17 protein-coding genes are annotated in these 18,725 nt (G+C 61.7%); 2 read left to right on the top strand and 15 right to left on the bottom strand.

Annotation, left to right across the window (positions count from 1 at the left end; translation table 11 throughout):
• Positions 1–5 precede the first annotated feature (5 nt).
• Genes metZ through recO form a run of 3 tightly spaced genes read right to left on the bottom strand, consistent with a single transcriptional unit; the run spans position 6 to position 3,056 of the window.
• Entirely contained in the window at positions 6–1,214 is a 1,209-nt protein-coding gene (gene metZ, locus EP837_RS11845) for an O-succinylhomoserine sulfhydrylase (RefSeq protein ID WP_066527806.1), read from the bottom strand.
• 10 nt (positions 1,215–1,224) lie between these two features.
• Positions 1,225–2,271 carry a 3-isopropylmalate dehydrogenase gene (leuB, locus tag EP837_RS11840; protein ID WP_066527803.1) on the bottom strand — a complete coding sequence of 349 codons (1,047 nt, stop codon included), beginning with the start codon at positions 2,269–2,271 and terminating at the stop codon, positions 1,225–1,227.
• A gap of 50 nt (positions 2,272–2,321) precedes the next feature.
• On the bottom strand, positions 2,322–3,056 hold the full coding sequence (recO, locus tag EP837_RS11835; protein WP_066527797.1) for a DNA repair protein RecO: 735 nt from the start codon (positions 3,054–3,056) through the stop codon (positions 2,322–2,324).
• Between the two features lie 131 nt (positions 3,057–3,187).
• Between recO and EP837_RS11830 the strand changes: the two genes are divergently transcribed.
• Positions 3,188–4,897: a histidine kinase gene (locus EP837_RS11830; RefSeq protein WP_066527794.1), complete on the top strand. Its 1,710-nt coding sequence runs from the start codon at positions 3,188–3,190 to the stop codon at positions 4,895–4,897.
• Positions 4,894–5,550, top strand: a complete 657-nt coding sequence (locus EP837_RS11825) for a response regulator (RefSeq protein WP_066527791.1) — start codon at positions 4,894–4,896, stop codon at positions 5,548–5,550. The genes EP837_RS11830 and EP837_RS11825 overlap by 4 nt, the downstream gene beginning before the upstream one ends.
• Positions 5,551–5,632: 82 nt before the next feature.
• Here the strand turns inward: EP837_RS11825 and EP837_RS11820 are convergent, their stop codons facing one another.
• The 12 genes from EP837_RS11820 to nuoG form a co-directional block, all read right to left on the bottom strand.
• Positions 5,633–5,893, bottom strand: coding sequence for a DUF1467 family protein (locus EP837_RS11820; protein ID WP_066527790.1), 261 nt, complete (start codon positions 5,891–5,893; stop codon positions 5,633–5,635).
• 11 nt (positions 5,894–5,904) lie between these two features.
• Positions 5,905–7,542, bottom strand: a complete 1,638-nt coding sequence (locus tag EP837_RS11815; RefSeq protein ID WP_066527788.1) for a ribonuclease J — start codon at positions 7,540–7,542, stop codon at positions 5,905–5,907.
• Complete coding sequence (locus tag EP837_RS11810; protein WP_066527786.1) at positions 7,542–8,321, bottom strand: type III pantothenate kinase; 780 nt, start codon at positions 8,319–8,321, stop codon at positions 7,542–7,544. Before EP837_RS11810 ends, EP837_RS11815 begins: the two co-directional genes overlap by 1 nt.
• A 17-nt stretch (positions 8,322–8,338) precedes the next feature.
• Positions 8,339–9,037, bottom strand: a complete 699-nt coding sequence (locus EP837_RS11805; RefSeq protein WP_225870602.1) for a biotin--[acetyl-CoA-carboxylase] ligase — start codon at positions 9,035–9,037, stop codon at positions 8,339–8,341.
• Between the two features lie 5 nt (positions 9,038–9,042).
• The gene (gene nuoN, locus EP837_RS11800) at positions 9,043–10,479 is read right to left on the bottom strand and encodes an NADH-quinone oxidoreductase subunit NuoN (protein ID WP_066527784.1); all 1,437 of its coding nucleotides are present in this window, start codon (positions 10,477–10,479) and stop codon (positions 9,043–9,045) included.
• Positions 10,479–12,035, bottom strand: coding sequence for an NADH-quinone oxidoreductase subunit M (locus EP837_RS11795; protein WP_066527782.1), 1,557 nt, complete (start codon positions 12,033–12,035; stop codon positions 10,479–10,481). Before EP837_RS11795 ends, nuoN begins: the two co-directional genes overlap by 1 nt.
• The gene (gene nuoL / locus EP837_RS11790; protein WP_066527779.1) at positions 12,035–14,080 is read right to left on the bottom strand and encodes an NADH-quinone oxidoreductase subunit L; all 2,046 of its coding nucleotides are present in this window, start codon (positions 14,078–14,080) and stop codon (positions 12,035–12,037) included. The genes EP837_RS11795 and nuoL overlap by 1 nt, the downstream gene beginning before the upstream one ends.
• A gap of 7 nt (positions 14,081–14,087) precedes the next feature.
• A complete protein-coding gene (gene nuoK / locus EP837_RS11785) occupies positions 14,088–14,393 on the bottom strand; it encodes an NADH-quinone oxidoreductase subunit NuoK (protein WP_037463269.1) in 306 nt (101 codons plus the stop codon).
• A complete protein-coding gene (locus tag EP837_RS11780) occupies positions 14,390–15,001 on the bottom strand; it encodes an NADH-quinone oxidoreductase subunit J (protein ID WP_066527777.1) in 612 nt (203 codons plus the stop codon). Before EP837_RS11780 ends, nuoK begins: the two co-directional genes overlap by 4 nt.
• A gap of 187 nt (positions 15,002–15,188) precedes the next feature.
• Positions 15,189–15,674, bottom strand: a complete 486-nt coding sequence (nuoI, locus tag EP837_RS11775) for an NADH-quinone oxidoreductase subunit NuoI (RefSeq protein ID WP_004211738.1) — start codon at positions 15,672–15,674, stop codon at positions 15,189–15,191.
• A complete protein-coding gene (gene nuoH / locus EP837_RS11770) occupies positions 15,671–16,720 on the bottom strand; it encodes an NADH-quinone oxidoreductase subunit NuoH (protein WP_066527769.1) in 1,050 nt (349 codons plus the stop codon). Before nuoH ends, nuoI begins: the two co-directional genes overlap by 4 nt.
• Positions 16,717–18,723 carry an NADH-quinone oxidoreductase subunit NuoG gene (gene nuoG, locus EP837_RS11765; RefSeq protein WP_066527767.1) on the bottom strand — a complete coding sequence of 669 codons (2,007 nt, stop codon included), beginning with the start codon at positions 18,721–18,723 and terminating at the stop codon, positions 16,717–16,719. The genes nuoH and nuoG overlap by 4 nt, the downstream gene beginning before the upstream one ends.
• Positions 18,724–18,725 lie beyond the last annotated feature (2 nt).

Raw genomic sequence — 18,725 nt, 5'->3', positions numbered from 1 at the left:
GTCCGTCAACGGCCTATCGACTTGAGCGCGCGATCGAGATCCTCGATCACATCGTCCGCGTCTTCCAAGCCAACATTCAGGCGCAGCATGTCTTCCGTAATCCCGACCTCCAGCCGCGCTTCTTCCGCCATACCATAATGGGTGGTCGAAGCGGGATGCGTCATCAGCGATCGGGAATCCCCGATATTGTTGCTGATATCCACCAGCTCCAGCCCATTGAGCAGCCCGTGCGCCTCCTTGCGCCCGCCCCCAACATAAAGCGAGAAGATCGGCCCGGCCATTTCCATCTGCTTCATGGCCAGATCATGCTGCGGATGGCTTTCGAGCCCCGGATAGAGGACCTTCGCCACGCGACCTTCCAGGAATCTTGCCACCTTTAGTGCGTTTTCGCTCTGACGGCGGATACGTAGATCCAGCGTCTCCAGCCCCTTCAGCACCACCCAGGCATTGAATGCGCTGAGCGTCGGCCCGGTATTGCGATGGAAGGGCAGCAGCGTGTTGATGATGAAATCTTCCGTGCCGCAGATTGCGCCCGCCAGCACGCGACCCTGCCCATCCATCATCTTCGTCGCGCTATAGGCGACGACGTCGGCCCCGAAATCCATCGGCCGCTGCAGCGCGGGCGTAGCAAAGGCATTATCGACGACGCTCACGATGCCATGGGCCTTGGCGATGCCGCAAACTGCAGCCAGATCGACAACATCCATGGTTGGATTGGCAGGCGTCTCGAAGAAGAAGACCTTCGTGTTCGGCCGCACCGCGGCTTCCCAAGCAGCATTATCGGTCGCATCGACCGTGGTCGTCTCGATCCCGAATTTGGGCAGCAGCGTATCGGTCAGCCAGCGGCAGGAACCAAATAGCGCCTTGCCCGCCACCACATGGTCGCCCGCCGACAGCTGGCACAGCAGCGCCGCCGTCATCGCCGCCATGCCGGTTGCGGTCGCGCGGCATGCCTCGGCGCCTTCCAGCAGGGCGATGCGCTTTTCCAGCATCTCGACGGTCGGATTCTGCAAGCGGCTGTAGGTCATGCCCTGCTGCTCGCCCGCAAAGCGCATCGCTGCGTCTTCCGCCCGGTCGTAGCTATAGCCGCTGGTCAGGAACAGCGCTTCGGAGGTTTCGCCCCACTCACTACGCGCGCTGCCGCCCCGCACCGCGAGGGTAGCCGGACGCCAGTTCTTGGTAATTTCCGGGTCCTGCCCGCTCCTGCGCTTCATCGCCTGTTCCTTACACCAGCGCCGCCAGCACGGCGTCGCCCATCTCGACCGTGTTCATGCTTCCGCCTAGGTCAAAGCTGCGCGCGCCATTGGCAAGAGCCTTGCCGACGGCGGCCTCAATCCGGTCGGCCTGTTCCGGCAGACCCAGCGAGTAGCGCAGCATCATCCCGGCCGACAGAACCGTTGCCAGCGGATTGGCCTTGCCCTGGCCCGCAATGTCAGGCGCGGAGCCATGGATCGGCTCATAAAGCCCCTGATTGCTGTCGTTAAGCGTCGCCGACGCCAGCATGCCGATCGATCCGACGCACATGCTCGCCTGATCCGAAAGAATATCCCCGAACATGTTGCCGGTGACGATCACGTCGAACTGGCCCGGATCGCGCACCAACTGCATCGCGGCATTATCGACATACATGTGGGAAAGGGCGACATCGGGATATTCGGCCGACACCTCGATCACCACATCGCGCCACAGCTGGCTCGTCTCCAGCACATTGGCCTTGTCCACCGAACACAGCTTGCCGCGCCGCGCGCGCGCCGCCTGAAAGCCCTGATGCGCGATCTTACGCACCTGCTCTTCATTATAGGACATGATGTCATAGCCCTCGCGCAAGCCATCGGCCGTCTTGCGCATGCCCTTCTCACCAAAATAGACGTCACCATTGGTCTCGCGCACAATGAGCAGGTCGATGGCGCTCGCCACCTCCTTCTTCAGCGCCGACGCATCGGCCAGTTCGGGGAACACCTTGGCCGGGCGCAGGTTGGAGAAAAGGCCCAGCGCCTTGCGCAGCCCCAGGATCGCCTGCTCAGGCCGCAGATGCCGCTCCAGCGAGTCGCAGTCCGGATCGCCTACCGCGCCGAACAGGATAGCGTCCGCACGCTTCGCCAGCTCCAGCGTTTCGGGGGGCAGCGGATGGCCCACAGCCTTGTATGCCGCGCCGCCCACCAGCCCTTCCTCATAGATCAGGCCATCGATCGCCAGCGCATCCAGCACGCGCCGCGCCTGCGCGATGATCTCGGGACCGATACCATCTCCGGGAAAAAGGGCGATCAACATGGCTGCAACTCCTTAGAACTGATGGCCGCCCCTTATGAAGCCGCCGCGCCTCACGCAACCGCTCTTTTCAGGCGATCGACGAGCCTCTCACGCGCGGCAAGCACATCGGCCTTCCATTCGGTCAGCACGGACCGCTCCAGAAAGAAGCCGGTTAGCCTTAGCCCATCCAATATCTCGCTCCATTCCGCCGCTCCGCCTTCCAACAGGAAGCGCGGCAGCGGCAGCAGTCGGCTCTCATATCCCACGGCCGCGTCACGGCTGACCGCAGCAGCGCTGCGGGGACTGACATAGGCCAAATCCCCAGCAGCCCCAGTCGCCGCGCAACGGCCAAGATCCAACCCAAAGCCCAGCTCCGCCAGCAGCAGCAGCTCATAGCGCACCAGCGCAACCGCCCAACCTCGGGCTGCGGGAGCCGCATCAACCGCCCCCAGCACGCCATCCAGCGCCTGATACAGCGCTGGATACGGCGTGCCCTCAGGCAGTGCCGCCGCCGTCAGCGCACAGACCCAATCGATCGCCGCCGCAGGCAGGGGCTCGGACAAAAGCGGCGCGCGGCTATGCTCCAACTCCACCGTCAGCCCGGCCAACTGCTCTTCGGTCCGCGCGCGAAATTCGGCCTTCACGCTGTTTCCGGGCAACAGCACCGGTCGCGACGCCCGCGACCTTCCGCCCCGCACATAGCCCGCCAGCAGCCCCTGATCCGGTGTCAGCAACCGCGCGATCGCGCCATGTTCGCCATGGGATCGCACCCCGCAAACCAGGGCAGGAGTGATCAGCACCGCCATTTCCCTTCCTTAGCCGCGCCGCCGATGTCACGCCATGGGACAGGTACGACTTCTTATCCCGGCCGATATAAGTTGTTTCTCCGTCCGGACTGTGGTCAGATAATTATGTGGGAGTCGGGGGACATGCCACCATGTTGAATATGCCGAAGGCGTCATCGACCGCGATGGATCGCCTGGTGCTTTGGCTGGGTCGATCGCCGACGCTGGGTTTTGCCGTATCCCGCGTCGCCTTTGCTGCGGCTGCCACCTGGCAGGCGTCGGCGATGTTCAGCAACGACCCCGATTTCGCGCGGACCCTGTCGCTGGTGCAGGCCGGCATCTGGTTCTGGACCCTTATCAGCATCGCTCATCAGATGCTGACGCCGCCGCTCGCCCTGCTGCTGCGTCCAATGTCGCTCTTCATCGACATCATCATCTTCCTGACGGTGATCGTGCTGTGCGAACCCTTACAGATCGCAGCACTGGCCTGTCTCTTTTTCGTGGCCTGGTCGGCATCGGACCGCTTTGGTCGGGGCTCCATCATCGTCCTTGCGCTTTGCCTTGTTCTCGCCTTCCTGGCTCGCGGCTATTATGAGTCCTGGGCATCCTCTCGCCATGTCGCAGAAGTTGATCGGGCAATAGATGGCCTCACCGTCCTCATCGGCTGCACCATCGCGGCGGCGATGCTCAGCATGTCGATCCTGGAAAAGCGACTGATCAGCTGGTCGGAACGATTGCAGGCCGTCGGCCTCTCTTTCCAGAAATCGCTGCCCCGCTTTGTCGTCGAGCAAATTTCCGATCTCATGGCCGCCCGCTACTGCGCCTTGGTCTGGCAGATGGATGAAGGTGCCGTTCATTGCGAGATCATAGACGCCGAAGGCCCCCGCACCATCAGCCTGCCCGACCGGCAGAATGACAGCCTGCTTGGCATTACCCCGCGCGAGGCGCCCTTCCTCTATTCCAGCCAAACCAGCCGCATCTTGCTGCGTAGCCGTCTCGGCATATTGCGCAATGAAAAGGCGTCACACCTCACCGAAGCTGTGCTGGACATCATGGGGCCCGGCCAGGGCGTCAGCTTCCATGTCCAGACCGGCGAATTGCGGGGCCGCATCTTCGTCGGCACGCGCCACGGCTGGTCGCCTGCCGTGCTGCTGCGCGCGCTGCGCATACAGGAAGGTCTGGAGCTTTTCCTCGAACGGCATTTCTTCTTTCTTGCTTGGCGTGAGCGCACCTTTGCTGAAGCGCGCCTCGCGCTCAGCCGCGACCTGCACGACAGCGTCCTCCAGACGCTCGCCGCACTCCGCGTAAGGCTCGTGACCGCGATCCACGGCCTCGCAACGATCGACGCCCCGCATCAGCTTAGCGAACTGCGCGCTATGGAAGAGCTTGTCACCTCCGAACAGGCGCATCTGCGCCGCCTGCTCAACACGACCGAAAGCATCGCGGGCAATGTGGAACTTGGCCGGGAGGTCGAGCGCTGCTGCCGCTTCATAGCCTTACAATGGGGCATAGAGTGTCGGTTGAACCCAATCGATCACCCCATGACCGTGCTGCCGGAAACCGCTGCCGAGGTTGAATTTTTGATCAGGGAAGCCGCCGCCAACGCGGTCAAGCATGCGGCTGCTCAGCATATTACCGTCTCTCTCGCCCAGGCGGATGACGAGATATTGATCGCGCTCAAGGACAATCCGGGCGCTCAGCCCGTGAAGCGGGAAAGCTACACCGGCGACTTTGAGCTTCAGTCGCAGTCGATCATGAAGCGGTTGGGAAAGATCGGCGGCACCGCCTATTTCCACAACTTAAGCATGAATTCACTAATCTCGATTAGACTGCCTTCATCCTTACCGAGGTCCCCAACATGATGGCCCAAATTGCAATTGTTGACGATCACCCAATCTTCCTGGACGGCATGGCCCAGTTCCTCAGCTCGCATGGCCATGACGTCATATTCTGCGCGCGATCGGTGGATGAGGCCATTTCCCGCCTGCAGGCGGACCAACCGGATTTGCTGATCCTCGATGTCAGTATGAAGGACGGCGGCGGCCTCGCGATCCTTTCGGCCATTCGCAACAGCGGCAGCACGGTTCCGGTCATCTTCATGACCGTTCATATCCGCCCCGATCAGACGCTGGAAGCGATCAAGCTGGGCGTCGATGGCGTCGTGCTGAAGGATAGCGATCCCAACGAATTGCTGACCTGCATCGGTCAGGTGCTCAGCGGCAATAAAAGCATTTCGCCCTTCGTTATGGAGCAGGCGCTGGTCCACAGCATCTCCGCTCCCGCGAACGACAGCAACGCGCTTTCCACCCTGACCGAACGCGAACTCGAAATCGCGGGCCTTATTCGCGCGGGCCTGCGCAACCGCGAAATTGCCGCGCGCTGCGGACTGACCGAAGGCACCGTCAAGGTACATCTGCACAGCATCTTCCAGAAGCTGGGCATCAAGTCGCGCTCCGAACTCATCATCATGATGATGTCGATCGACAGCGAAATTCCGGCCGTGGGGCTCCACTAAAGGGCTCAGGCCAGCGCGCTTCTCATCCCTGATTTTTCACGCCGCTGAGGCTGAGTTCGTCGGATCCCTTTTCGTCCGAAACTCAATATGTATGAGTCAGCCGCTCCAACGTCACCCAGCCTTCCACATAATTGGCATAATATAGCCCGAACAGCACCGCGGACAGGATGGTCGCACGTATTGCGACCATCCCTGGACGAAAGTTGCTGGGCGCGCTGTCCGCCTGCCCTTTCAGCATCACCTCGCCCGTCTCATCGGGCGTGCGGATGCCGAACGGCAAGACGATGAACGCGCTGATCACCCAGAAGAGCACATAAATGGCGAAGATCGCGTACCAATTCATGGGCCGCAGCCTTAAGCGCGAATGAGCAGAACGTCCACCACCGGCTTTTTGCCGGTCCAACGGGTCGCCGTGCGGCGCACCGCCAGCCGCACCCGCTCGCGCAGCGCTTCTTCGTCCTGCGAGCCCTTGGGAACAGCCTTCGCCGCTTCATCAGCCGCCTCGGCCAGGAACGCGTCCTTATCCTCTTCCACCGGCACTCCCTGGGTGCGCAAAGCGGGGTCACCGATCAGCTTACCCTTCCGATCCAACGCAACAGCCACGCTGATCTGACCATGCAGCGCCACCTTGCGCCGCTCGTTCATGGTGGAACCGTCCGCAGGCAGGATCACGTCGCCGTCCAGCACCAGCCTGCCGGTCGTCTCATGGCCAATAATCTCCGGGCCATTGGGCGCCAATCGCAGCAGGTCGCCATTGGACTGGACCACCGCATGCGGCACGCCCGTCGCCAGGCCCAGCCGCGCCTGTTCAGCCATATGCCGCCGCTCACCATGCACGGGGAGCAGTATCTGCGGCCGTACCCAGCGATACATGGCCTCCAACTCCGGACGGCCCGGATGGCCCGAGACATGCACTTCGGCCTGGCGGTCCGTCACCATCAGCACGCCCTTGGCCGCCAGCGCATTTTGAATGCGCCCGATCGCGATCTCATTGCCCGGGATCTGCTTGGACGAAAACACGACCATATCGCCTTCGTCCAACTTGATGGGATGGCTGTCGAAGGCGATCCGCGACAAAGCCGCACGCGCTTCTCCCTGCCCACCCGTGGCAATGATCATCACCTCATTATGCGGCAGCGCCATGACGTCGTCCCAATCGATCGTCGGTGGAAAATCCTTGAGATAGCCCGCGGTGCGCGCAGTCGCGATGATCCGGTCTAGCGACCGTCCCGCCACGCAGAGCTTGCGTCCCATGGCGTTTGCAACCTCGCCCAGCGTCTGCAGCCGCGCAGCATTGGAAGCGAAGGTGGTGACCAGCACCCGCCCCTTCGCACCTGCGACCGCCTGCATCAGCCCTTCGCGGACGTCGCCTTCCGACCCGCTCGCCTCGGCATTGAAGACATTGGTGCTGTCACACACCAGCGCCAGCACGCCCTCATCGCCGATCGCCGACAGTTCCTCGGGCGTCGATGGCTGACCAAGCAGCGGCTGTTCATCCAGCTTCCAGTCGCCAGTGTGAAAAATCCGCCCATAAGGGGTCTCGATCAGCACGGCATTACCCTCGGGAATCGAATGCGCTAGCGGCACATAGCGGAAGCCGAACGGACCGAGCGCAAAGCTGCCCTCATTCTCGATCACGTTCAGCTCGACCTCTTGGGTCAGCCCCTCTTCCTCCAGCTTGAGCCGGATCAACCCCGCGGTAAACGGCGTCGCATAGAGCGGGACGCCGAGATCGGCGGCCAAATAAGGGATCGCCCCGATATGATCCTCATGCCCGTGGGTCAGCACGATGCCGAGCAGGTCGTTCTTTCGCTCCTCGATAAAGGCAAGGTCCGGCAATATCAGTTCGACACCGGGATAGGCCGGGTCAGCAAAGGTGAGGCCCAGATCGACCATCACCCATTTGCCTTGGCAGCCGTAGAGATTGACATTCATGCCGATCTCGCCCGACCCACCGAGGGCCAGGAAGAGCAGCTCATTTCCAGGTGTCATTAGTTATTCAAACTCCTCTCGTGCAACAGCGCCAACCCCAAGATGGTGAGGTCGGGCGCGATCGCATCGAATATATCGCTATTCTCGTCGAACAGGACGGCGAGTCCGCCCGTCGAAATCACTTTGGTCGGCCGGCCGATCTCCGCCCGCATGCGGGCGACAAGTCCTTCCATCATCGCCACATAGCCCCAGAACACGCCGATATGCATCTGTGCTTCGGTAGTGCGACCAATAACCGATCGGTTCTCTGGCGGCGCGATCGCAATCTTGGGCAGCTTCGCCGCAGCCGCCACCAAGGCATCGAGCGACAGGTTGATGCCGGGTGCGATAATGCCGCCCTTATAGGTGCCGTGATAATCGATGACATCGAAGGTCGTCGCCGTGCCGAAATCGATGACGATCAGGTCGCCTTCATATAGATGGTGCGCGCCGATCGCGTTGACAACCCGGTCCGCGCCCACCGATGCAGGCTCCGCGACGTCCAACTCAATGCCCCATTCTACCGGCGCTTGGCCCGCAACCAGCGGACTCGTCTTGAAATATTTCTCGGCAAGCACCTGTAGATTATGAAGCGCGCGGGGCACCACGGTCGCGATGATCACCGCGTCCACATCGGCGATGTTGTAGCCCTCCAGCATCAGCAACTGATTGAGCCACACCGCATATTCATCGGCCGTGCGCCGCGGATCGGTTGCGATGCGCCAGCGCGCGCGAATTTCCCGCCCGTCCAACAGCGCGAAAACCACATTGGTATTGCCCGCGTCGATCGCGAGAAGCATGGCCGGTCCCCCGGATATCAGATGAGAAGGATGTCGCCCGCATGAATGGCACGCGCGTCGCCATTCGCCAAGCGCAGGATCAACATCCCTTGCTGGTCGAGCGTATCAAAGGAGCCCTCGACCACTTCGCCATCAGGCTGGACGACCCGCATAGCCGTGCCTTTGGGATGGGCATTTAGCAGCCAGTGCGCGCGCACCGGGTCCAGCCCCTGAGCCCGCCAGACCGCCAACCAATGCGCGAACAGCTCGACAAGCCGCTCGATCAGTACGCTCGCGTCCGTATCGCCAACAGATTGCGCCGCTAAACTCGTCACCGGCCGGTCTAGCCCCGTCGGATGGCCCGTCACGTTGATGCCGATGCCCACGACCACGGCGTCCCCGGCCCGCTCCAGCAGGATACCGGCAATTTTTGCGCCATCCACCAGGACATCATTGGGCCATTTGATCCGCGCCTGCCCCGCACAGAGCGGCGCGACTAACGCATGCACCGCATTGGCCGCAACCAGAGCGAGCATATGTGGCGGAGGATCGCCCGGCCGCAGCCGCACCAGCGTCGAGCAATAAAGATTGCCTTCGGGACTTTCCCAGGAGCGACCCATGCGCCCCCGACCGCCGCTTTGCCGTCCGGCTCTCAGCCAAGTACCTTCGGCCAAGCCTTGCTCCGCTAACACCAGCATGTCGGCATTGGTGGAGCCGGTCTCCTCGACGAAGCGGATGTCGCTCAGAAAAGCGACGCCGCAGCCGCCGCGCTCGCCTTGTCGAGCATCGGGTTCAGCAAATAACCGACAACGATCACCACCGCGCAGGTGGTCAGGATCACATTCTCGACTGCTCCGCCCCGCGCCTCATAGGCCGCGGCGGGCTCATCGAAATACATCGTCTTGATGATCTTCAGATAATAAAAGGCGCCGATCACCGAAGCTGCAATGCCGAACGCGGCAAGCGCCGTTAGCCCCGCGGCAACCGCCGCGTCGAATACCAGAAACTTCGCCCAGAAACCGAACAGCGGCGGGATACCGGCCATGGAGAACATGAAGATCGCCAGCGCCGCAGCGAGACCTTTACGCGACTGCGACAGTCCAGCGAGGCTCGCAATGCTTTCGACCGGCCGTCCTTCCGCATCCCGCATCTGCAGGATGCAGGCGAAGGCGCCAATCGTCATCACCACATAGATCGCCATGTAGCTCATCGTCGCCGCCACACCAGCAGGCGTCGCCGCAGCCAGGCCGATCAGCGCAAAGCCGACATTGTTTATCGACGAATAAGCCATCAGGCGCTTGATGTTGGTTTGCCCGATCGCCGCAACAGCGCCGAAGATGATCGAGGCGAGCGCGACGAAAATCACGATCTGCTGCCAATCAAGTCCCGCCGGACCCAGCGCCTCGATCGCGACCCGCACGGTCAGCGCCATCGCCGCAACCTTGGGCGCGCTGCCGAAGAAGGTCGTAACCGGCGTCGGCGCGCCTTCATAGACATCGGGCGTCCACATGTGGAACGGCACCGCGCTCATCTTGAAAGCAAGGCCCGCCAATAGGAACACCAGCCCAAACAGTTCGCCTTTGCCGACGCCATTACCCAGCGCGACCGCAATGCCGTCAAAGGTCGTGCCGCCAGTAAAGCCGTAAAGGAGCGCTGTGCCATAAAGCAGGATACCGCTCGCCAGCGAACCCAAAACGAAATATTTGAGGCCCGCTTCGGACGACCGCTCGTCCTGCTGCATGAAGCTTGCCAGCACATAGGCGGCGAGGCTCTGCATCTCCAGCCCGACATAAAGCGTCAGCAGATCGCCTGCCGACACCATCATGCCCATACCGATGCTGCTGAACAGGATCAGCACCGGATATTCCGGTCGCAGCGCTCCCCCCACGAGGAAATAGCGCGGAGCGAGCAGGATTGCGGCCGCAGCGGCCGCGTAAATTATCGTCTTTGCAAAAACGGAAAAGGCGTCCGCCCTAACCAGGCCATCAAAAGCGAGCGGACCATGGGCCATCGACGTCGATAGGGTCAGCCCGGCTACAGCCAGTGTCAAAACGGAAAGCCAGTTCACGACCCGCGCCGTGCCATCACCACCATAGGCCGCGATCAGCATCAGCACCAGACCGCCAGCGGTCAGGACCAGTTCCGGCAGAACGGCCAGAAGGGAAGCGGAATCAATCATCAGTGCGCCTCCCCATGCGCGGGAACTTCTTCATGGTGATGCGCCTCGGCCGCCGGGATGGCAGGCCCCATCTTGATCTTGGAATCCCCCACCGGAGCGGCGGAGGCAATGCGAGCTTCGAGCGCGCGGATGTCTGAGCGCATGGGAGCCAGGAAGCTCTCAGGATAAATGCCCATCCACAGCACGGCCGCCGCTATCGGCGCGAGCAGCCACATTTCCCGCATCGACAGGTCTGGCATGGCGGCAGCGTCCGCATTCTTCTGCTCGCCATAGGCGATGCGGCGATAGAGATACAGCATATAGGCCGCGCCCAGGATGATGCCCGTGGTGCAGACCAGCGCTACCCAGCTCGACGCCTGGTAAATGCCCATCAGCGCCAGAAATTCACCGACGAAGTTGCTGGTGCCCGGCAGGCCGACCGAAGCCATGGTGAACAGCAGGAACAGCACCGCATATTTGGGCATGTTGATGCTGAGGCCACCATAGCGTGAAATCTCACGCGTATGCAGCCGATCGTAGATGATGCCAACGCAGAGGAAGAGCGCGCCCGATACCAGGCCATGGCCCAGCATCACCATCATCGCGCCCTCGATGCCCGCCTGGTTGAAAGCGAATAGCCCGACTGTCACGATCGCCATATGCGCGACCGACGAATAGGCAATCAACTTCTTCATGTCAGTCTGCACGAGCGCGACAAGGCTGGTATAAACCACCGCGACCATCGACAGGCCCCAGATCAGCCAGGCGAGTTGCGCCGAAGCTTCCGGGAACATCGGCAAAGAGAAGCGGATGAAACCATATCCGCCCATCTTCAGCAACACACCCGCCAGAATGACCGAACCGGCGGTCGGGGCCTGCACGTGCGCGTCAGGCAGCCAAGTGTGGACCGGCCACATCGGCATCTTCACCGCGAAGCTCGCGAAGAAGGCGAGGAACAGCCAGACCTGGACATGTGGATCGAAATTATACGCCATCAGCGTCGGGATGTCGGTGGTGCCTGCTTCATGCACCATCCACATCATCGCGATCAGCATCAGCACCGATCCGAGCAGCGTGTACAGGAAGAATTTGTACGAAGCGTAGATACGGTCCGCACCACCCCAGATGCCGATGATGAGGTACATCGGGATCAGGCCCGCCTCGAACATCACATAGAAGAGGTAGAGATCCTGCGCCGTGAAGACGCCGATCATCAGCACCTCCATGAACAGGAAGGCCGCCATATATTCGCCGACGCGCTTCTCGATCGCCTGCCAGCTCGCGCCGATGCAGATCGGCATCAGGAACACGGTCAGCATGATCAGCACCAGCGCGATGCCGTCGATCCCCAGCGCCCAGGCAAAGCGGCCGAAGATCGGCGCATATTCCTGGAACTGCCACTGTGCGGCCGTGCCCGACTGGTCGAAATTCGCCCAAAGCAGCACGCCGAGCGCCATATCCACCAGCGTCGCCAGCAGAGCGATCCAGCGCGCCTGATTGGCACCTGCATAGAGACAGGCGATGGCCCCCGCCATCGGCACTGCCATCATCAGGGAAAGGATGGGGAAGCCGTCCATTATCGTGTCATCGCCCAGGTTGCGGCCGCGGCGAGGCCGATCAGCATCACCAGCGCGTATGTGTAGAGATAGCCGGATTGAAGCCGGCGGGTGACTTTGTTGCCCTGCACGACTAGCGCGGCAAGGCCGTTGGGCCCGAAGCGGTCGATGAAGCCGACGTCCCCAAACTTCCAGAAGAAGCGCCCGATGGCAAAGGCGGGCTTGACGAACAGGAAGTGGTAAATCTCGTCGAAATACCATTTGTTGAGCAGGAACTGGTACAGCACGCCGAACTCGGCGACGAAACGTCGCGGCCAATCGGTGTTCTTGATGTAGCTCAGCCACGCAATGACGAGGCCAATCAGCATCACCATGAACGGCGCGAACTTGACCCAAGTCGGCACTTCATGCGCCGCATGCATCAGGTGGCTGTCGAACGACAGAGCCCCCTTCCAAAACTCGACCCCGCCCTCGGCCCCGATGAACTGGTCATGGAAGATGAAGCCAGCGAATACCGCGCCCAGGCTCAGCACCACCAGCGGGATTAGCATTACCCAGGGGCTCTCATGCGGATGATAGCCGCCGGTGCCGGTCGCGACATGGCCATGATCGTCATGAGCCCCATGACCATCATGCTCGGTCTCTTCCTCGGGCGATTCATGATGGCCATGGATCGCGTGCTGGATATGCTCCGAAGCGGCCCAGCGCGGCTTGCCGAAGAAGGTCAGGAAGACGAGCCGCCAGCTGTAGAAGCTGGTGAGCAGCGCCGCGAACACGCCCACAAGAAACGCGCCCACGCCCGCTCCACCCGAAGCATAGGCCGCTTCGAGAATGCCGTCCTTGGAATAGAAGCCCGCAAAACCGATCCCCGCGAGCGGCAGGCCAACACCAGTGATCGCCAGCGTGCCCAGCGTCATCGTCCAGAAGGTGATCGGGATCTCCTTCCGCAACGCGCCATAGTAACGCATGTCCTGTTCATGGTGCATCGCATGGATCACCGAACCTGCGCCGAGGAACAGCAGCGCCTTGAAGAAGGCATGGGTGAAGAGGTGGAACATCGCAGCGCCATAGGCGCCGACGCCTGCCGCAAAGAACATGTAGCCGAGCTGCGAGCAGGTCGAATAGGCGATAACGCGCTTTATATCGTTCTGCACCGTGCCCACGGTCGCCGCGAACAAGCACGTCGCGGCACCGATGAAGGTGACGAAGCCCAATGCTGTCGGCGAGGTCTCGAACATCGGCGACAGGCGGCACACCATGAACACGCCAGCGGTCACCATCGTCGCCGCATGGATCAGCGCCGACACCGGGGTCGGGCCTTCCATCGCGTCCGGCAACCAAGTGTGCAGACCAAGCTGCGCCGACTTGCCCATCGCGCCGATGAACAGCAGCAGGCAGAGTACGGTCATCGTGTCGAAACGGTGGCCAAGGAAGCCGATTGTCGAACCCGCCATCGAAGGCGCGGCGGCCAGGATTTCGGGGATCGAGATGGTGTTGAACACCAGATAGGTGCCGAAAATACCGAGCATGAAGCCAAGGTCGCCGACGCGGTTGACGACGAACGCCTTGATCGCGGCAGCGTTTGCGCTCGGCTTCCGGAACCAGAAGCCGATCAGCAGATAGGACGCCAGACCCACGCCTTCCCAACCGAAGAACATCTGCAGCAGATTGTTCGCCGTCACGAGCATCAGCATAGCGAAGGTGAAGAGTGAAAGGTAAGCGAAGAAGCGCGGCTGATCCGGCTCCTCCTCCATATAACCCCACGAATACAGGTGAACGAGGCTCGACACGCTTGTGATGACCACCAGCATGACCGCCGTCATCGCATCGACGCGCAGCGCCCATTGGGCGTCAAAGCTGCCCGACTGAATCCAGGTGAAGGCCGGAGCGACATAAGGCTCGGCATGGCCGGTCAGGAAGGCAATGAAGATCGGCCAGCTAAGCGCGCAGGAAATGAACAGCGCGCCCGTGGTCAGTATCTTCGCCGGCAGCTTGCCCAACGCTTTGTTGCCAAGACCGGCGATGACAGCCGCGATGAGCGGGAGAAGGACGATAAGCTGGATCATGTCAGGCTTAGCCCTTCATCCGGTTGACATCATCGACGGCAATCGTGCCGCGACCACGGAAATAGATGACGAGGATGGCGAGGCCGATGGCCGCCTCACCCGCCGCGACGGTCAGCACGAACATCGAGAAGACCTGCCCCACCAGATCGCCCAGGAAGGCGCTGAAGGCGACAAGGTTGATGTTGACGCTAAGCAAGATCAGCTCGATCGCCATCAGGATGATGATGACATTCTTGCGGTTGATGAAGATGCCCAGCACGCCCATCACGAACAGGATCGCGCTCACCACCAGATAATGCTGAAGGCCGATCACAGCTCCACCCCCTGCCCCGCGGGCTGATTGACGTTGCGCACGGCGTCCTGGGGACGACGGCGGTTCTGGCGGGAGATATTCTGGCCCCGCACGCCGCCACGCGCCCGATGCGTCAGCACGATGGCGCCGATCATAGCGACCAGCAGGACGATGCCCGCCGCTTCGAACAGGAAGATATAGCGTGTGTAAAGCAGCCCGCCGATCGCCTGTATATTGCTCAGTTCCGGATTAGCCGGCGCCGCTCTCTGCGCAAGTTCGATCGGACCCGCGCTCCAGATCCCGACGCCCAGCACAATTTCGGCCAGCAGCAACAGCGCGATCAGCATGCCGAACGGCAGATAATCGACGAAACCAGCGCGCAACTCGGCGAAGTCGATGTCGAGCATCATGACGACGAACAGGAACAGCACGGCGACCGCGCCGACATAGACGATGATGAGCAGCATCGCGATGAACTCGGCGCCCAGCAGGACCATTAGCCCCGCCGCGCTGAAGAACGCCATGATCAGCCACAGCACCGAATGAACCGGGTTGCGCGACAGGATCGTCAGCGCGCCGCTGCACACCACCAAGGTGGCGAACAGGTAAAAGGCGAAGACGTGAATCATTGGATTTCCATTGCCCCTTGACGCCCTGCCCCGTTCGTCCTGAGTAGCCGCTGAGCTTGTCGAAGCGGTGTATCGAAGGAGCTACGCGAAGCCTTCGATACAGGCCCTCGACAAGCTTTGAAGCGAGTCACGTGCCTCGCTTCAACCTTACTCAGGCCGAACGGCTGATTGAGATTTTGCATGCCCATTACCGATAGGGTGCATCGGCGGCAAGGTTCGCGGCGATTGCGCGCTCCCACTTGTCACCATTTTCAAGGAGCTTGGCCTTGTCGTAGATCAGCTCCTCACGGGTTTCGGTGGCGAACTCGAAGTTCGGCCCTTCGACAATCGCATCTACGGGACAAGCTTCCTGACAGAAGCCGCAATAGATGCACTTGGTCATGTCGATGTCGTAGCGCGTCGTGCGGCGGCTACCATCGTCGCGCGGTTGCGCTTCGATAGTGATCGCCTGCGCTGGACAAATTGCCTCGCATAGCTTGCAAGCGATGCAGCGTTCTTCCCCATTGGGATAGCGGCGCAGCGCATGCTCACCCCGGAACCGTGGCGAAATCGGGTTCTTCTCATAGGGGTAGTTGATCGTCGCCTTGGGCTTGAAGAAATATTTCAAGGTCAGCCAATGCGCCTTCACAAACTCCCACAGGGTGAAGCTCTTGACGTAGTAACCGAGGCTCATTGTGCGCCTCCATAGCGCGTCAGCATGAGGAAGCCCGAAACCAGGAAGACGAACAGCAGCGAGGTCGGCAGGAAGATCTTCCAGCCCAGCCGCATCAGCTGGTCATAGCGGTAGCGAGGTACCGTCGCCTTCACCCAGGAGAAGACGAAGAAGAAGAACAGTATTTTGGCGAACAGCCAGATTATGCCCGGCACCCAATAGAGCGGCGCCCAGTCGATCGGCGGCAGATAGCCGCCCCAGAACAGGATCGCGTTCAGCGCGCACATCAGCAGCACATTGGCATATTCGCCGAGCCAGTAGAGCGCGAAGGCCATGGACGAATATTCGGTCTGATAGCCCGCGACCAGTTCGGACTCCGCTTCGGTCAAGTCGAAGGGCGCGCGCGCCGTTTCCGCCATGGCCGAGATCAGGAACATGATCGCCATCGGGAAGAGCAGCGGGTTGAAGCCGTTGCCGTTCAGAAAGCCATAATAGCCCCTCTGGCTTTCGACGATCGCGGTCAGGTTGAAGCTGCCCGCCCAGAGAACGACGCAGATCAGGATGAAGCCGATCGAGACTTCATAGCTGATCATCTGCGCGCTGGCGCGGATCGCCGAATAGAAGGGATATTTGGAGTTGGACGCCCAGCCCGCCAGTACGATTCCGTAAACACCCAGCGAAGATATGGCGAGGATGTAGAGCAGGCCGACATTGATATTAGCCAGCACCGCGCCCGCCTGGAACGGAATGACAGCCCAGGCAAGCAGCGCCACCGTGAAGGTGATGATCGGCGCGATGATGAACAGCGCCTTGTTTGCGGCCGACGGAATGATGGTTTCCTGCAGGAACACCTTGGCGCCGTCAGCAAAAGACTGAAGCAGGCCGAACGGGCCGACCACGTTGGGCCCCCGGCGCAGCGCCATCGCCGCCCAGATCTTACGGTCGGCATAGATGATCATGGCGACGGCCAGCATCAGCGGCAGGGCGATCACCAGGATGCCGATGATCGTCGATAGCAGCCATGCGCCTTCGAAGGGCATGCCGAATGATTGGAAGAAAGCGGTCACTCTGCGGCCTCCGCGAAGCTCTCACCGTGGATCAGCTCGGCCGAACATTGCTGCATCGTCGGGCTGGCGCGGCAGATGGCGTTGGTCAGGTAAAAATCCTTGATCGGCGAACCGAACTCGCCGCTCGCGCCGGTGGGAAGCGACGGCACGGACCAGCCATAATCGGCTAGGCCTTCGACGCCCAGAGCCGGAACCGCCTTCGCCATCTCGGCGCGGAGCTGTTCGAAGCTGTCGAACGGCAGGGTTGCTCCCAGCACTTCGGATAGCGCGCGCAGGATCGACCAATCCTCGCGGGCATCGCCCGGCGCGAACACGGCCCTTTCGCCGCGCTGCACCCGGCCTTCCAGATTGACATAGGTGCCCGCCTTCTCAGCATAGCTCGCACCCGGCAGGATCACGTCCGCCGCATGCGCACCCTTGTCGCCATGGTGGCCGACATAGACCTTGAAGCTGTCCTCGAACGCCGCATAATCGACTTCGTCCGCGCCCAGCGAGACGAGCAGCTTCGGCTTGGCCGCCGCCACCGCCTTGATGCCGCCCTGGGTCGCATAGCCTAGCATCAGGCCGCCCATGCGCGCCGCCGCGAAGTGCAGGACGTTATAGCCGTTCCAGCCATCCTTGATCAGGCCCAGCGTCTCGACCAGCGCCAGCGTGTCGCCATGCGCGCAGTCCTTTGCCAGAACGCCACCGCCGACGATTATCGCCGGACGGGCCGCTTTGCCGAACGCCTCAACCACAGCGTCAGGCAACTTCGCCAGTAGCGACGCATCATTGCCGAGCCATTCGACCTTGTAGGTGAGATCGACCTGCGGGCCGAGGGCAAAGACCTTCGCGCCCTTCTTGATCGCCTTGCGGATGCGGGTGTTCACCAGCGGCGCTTCCCAGCGCAGGTTGGTGCCGACCAGCAGGATCACGTCCGCCGTCTCGATGCCGTTGAGCGTGGTGTTGAAGTTCACCGCCGACAGGCTCGACACATCATAGGCCAGGCCCGTCTGACGCCCTTCGAGCATCGTGCCGCCCAGCTTCTCGACCAGCGCCTTGCCTGCGAACATCGTCTCGCAGTCGAGCAGGTCGCCCGCGAGCGCCGCGACCGACCCGCCATGCTGAATGGCGGCAACGGCCTTGAACGCCTCTTCCCAGGTCGCCGGAACCAGCTTGCCGTCCTTGCGGACATAGGGCTTGTCGAGCCGCTTGCGCACCAGACCATCGACATTGTGCCGGGTCTTGTCCGACGCCCATTCCTCGTTCACATCGTCATTGATGCGGGGCACGGCGCGCAGCACCTGACGGCCCCGGCTGTCGAGCCGGATGTTGGTGCCGACCGCATCCATGACGTCGATCGCGGGCGTCTTGCGCAGCTCCCACGGGCGCGCCTCGAACGCATAGGGCTTCGACGTCAGCGCGCCGACGGGGCACAGGTCGACCACATTGCCCGACAGCTCGCTTTTCGCGGCATGTTCGAGATAGGTGGTGATCTGCATATTTTCGCCGCGATAGATGGCGCCGATTTCCGGCACGCCCGCGACTTCCTCGGCAAAGCGCACGCAACGGGTGCACTGGATGCAGCGGGTCATGACCGTCTTGACGATCGGACCCATATATTTCTCGGTGACGGCGCGCTTATTTTCCTCAAAGCGGCTGCCCCCCCGGCCATAGGCCACCGACTGGTCCTGCAGGTCACATTCGCCACCCTGGTCGCAGATCGGGCAGTCGAGCGGGTGGTTGATGAGCAGGAACTCCATCACCCCTTCGCGCGCCTTCTTGACCATCTCGCTGTCGGTGCGGATGTCCTGACCTTCGGCGGCCGGCAGAGCGCAAGACGCCTGCGGCTTGGGCGGCCCGGGCTTCACGTCGACCAGGCACATACGGCAATTGCCGGCGATGGAAAGGCGCTCATGATAGCAGAAGCGCGGAATTTCCTTCCCCGCCAGCTCGCAAGCCTGCAGGACCGTCGCGCCCGCCGGGACTTCGAGTTCTACGCCGTCGACTTTGACTTTAGGCATGG

It is taken from the genome of Sphingobium sp. EP60837 (genome assembly GCF_001658005.1).
Lineage (GTDB): Bacteria > Pseudomonadota > Alphaproteobacteria > Sphingomonadales > Sphingomonadaceae > Sphingobium > Sphingobium tyrosinilyticum.
The sequence above is the reverse complement of the archived record's forward strand: the minus strand, read 5'-3'. Positions and strand labels throughout refer to the sequence as shown.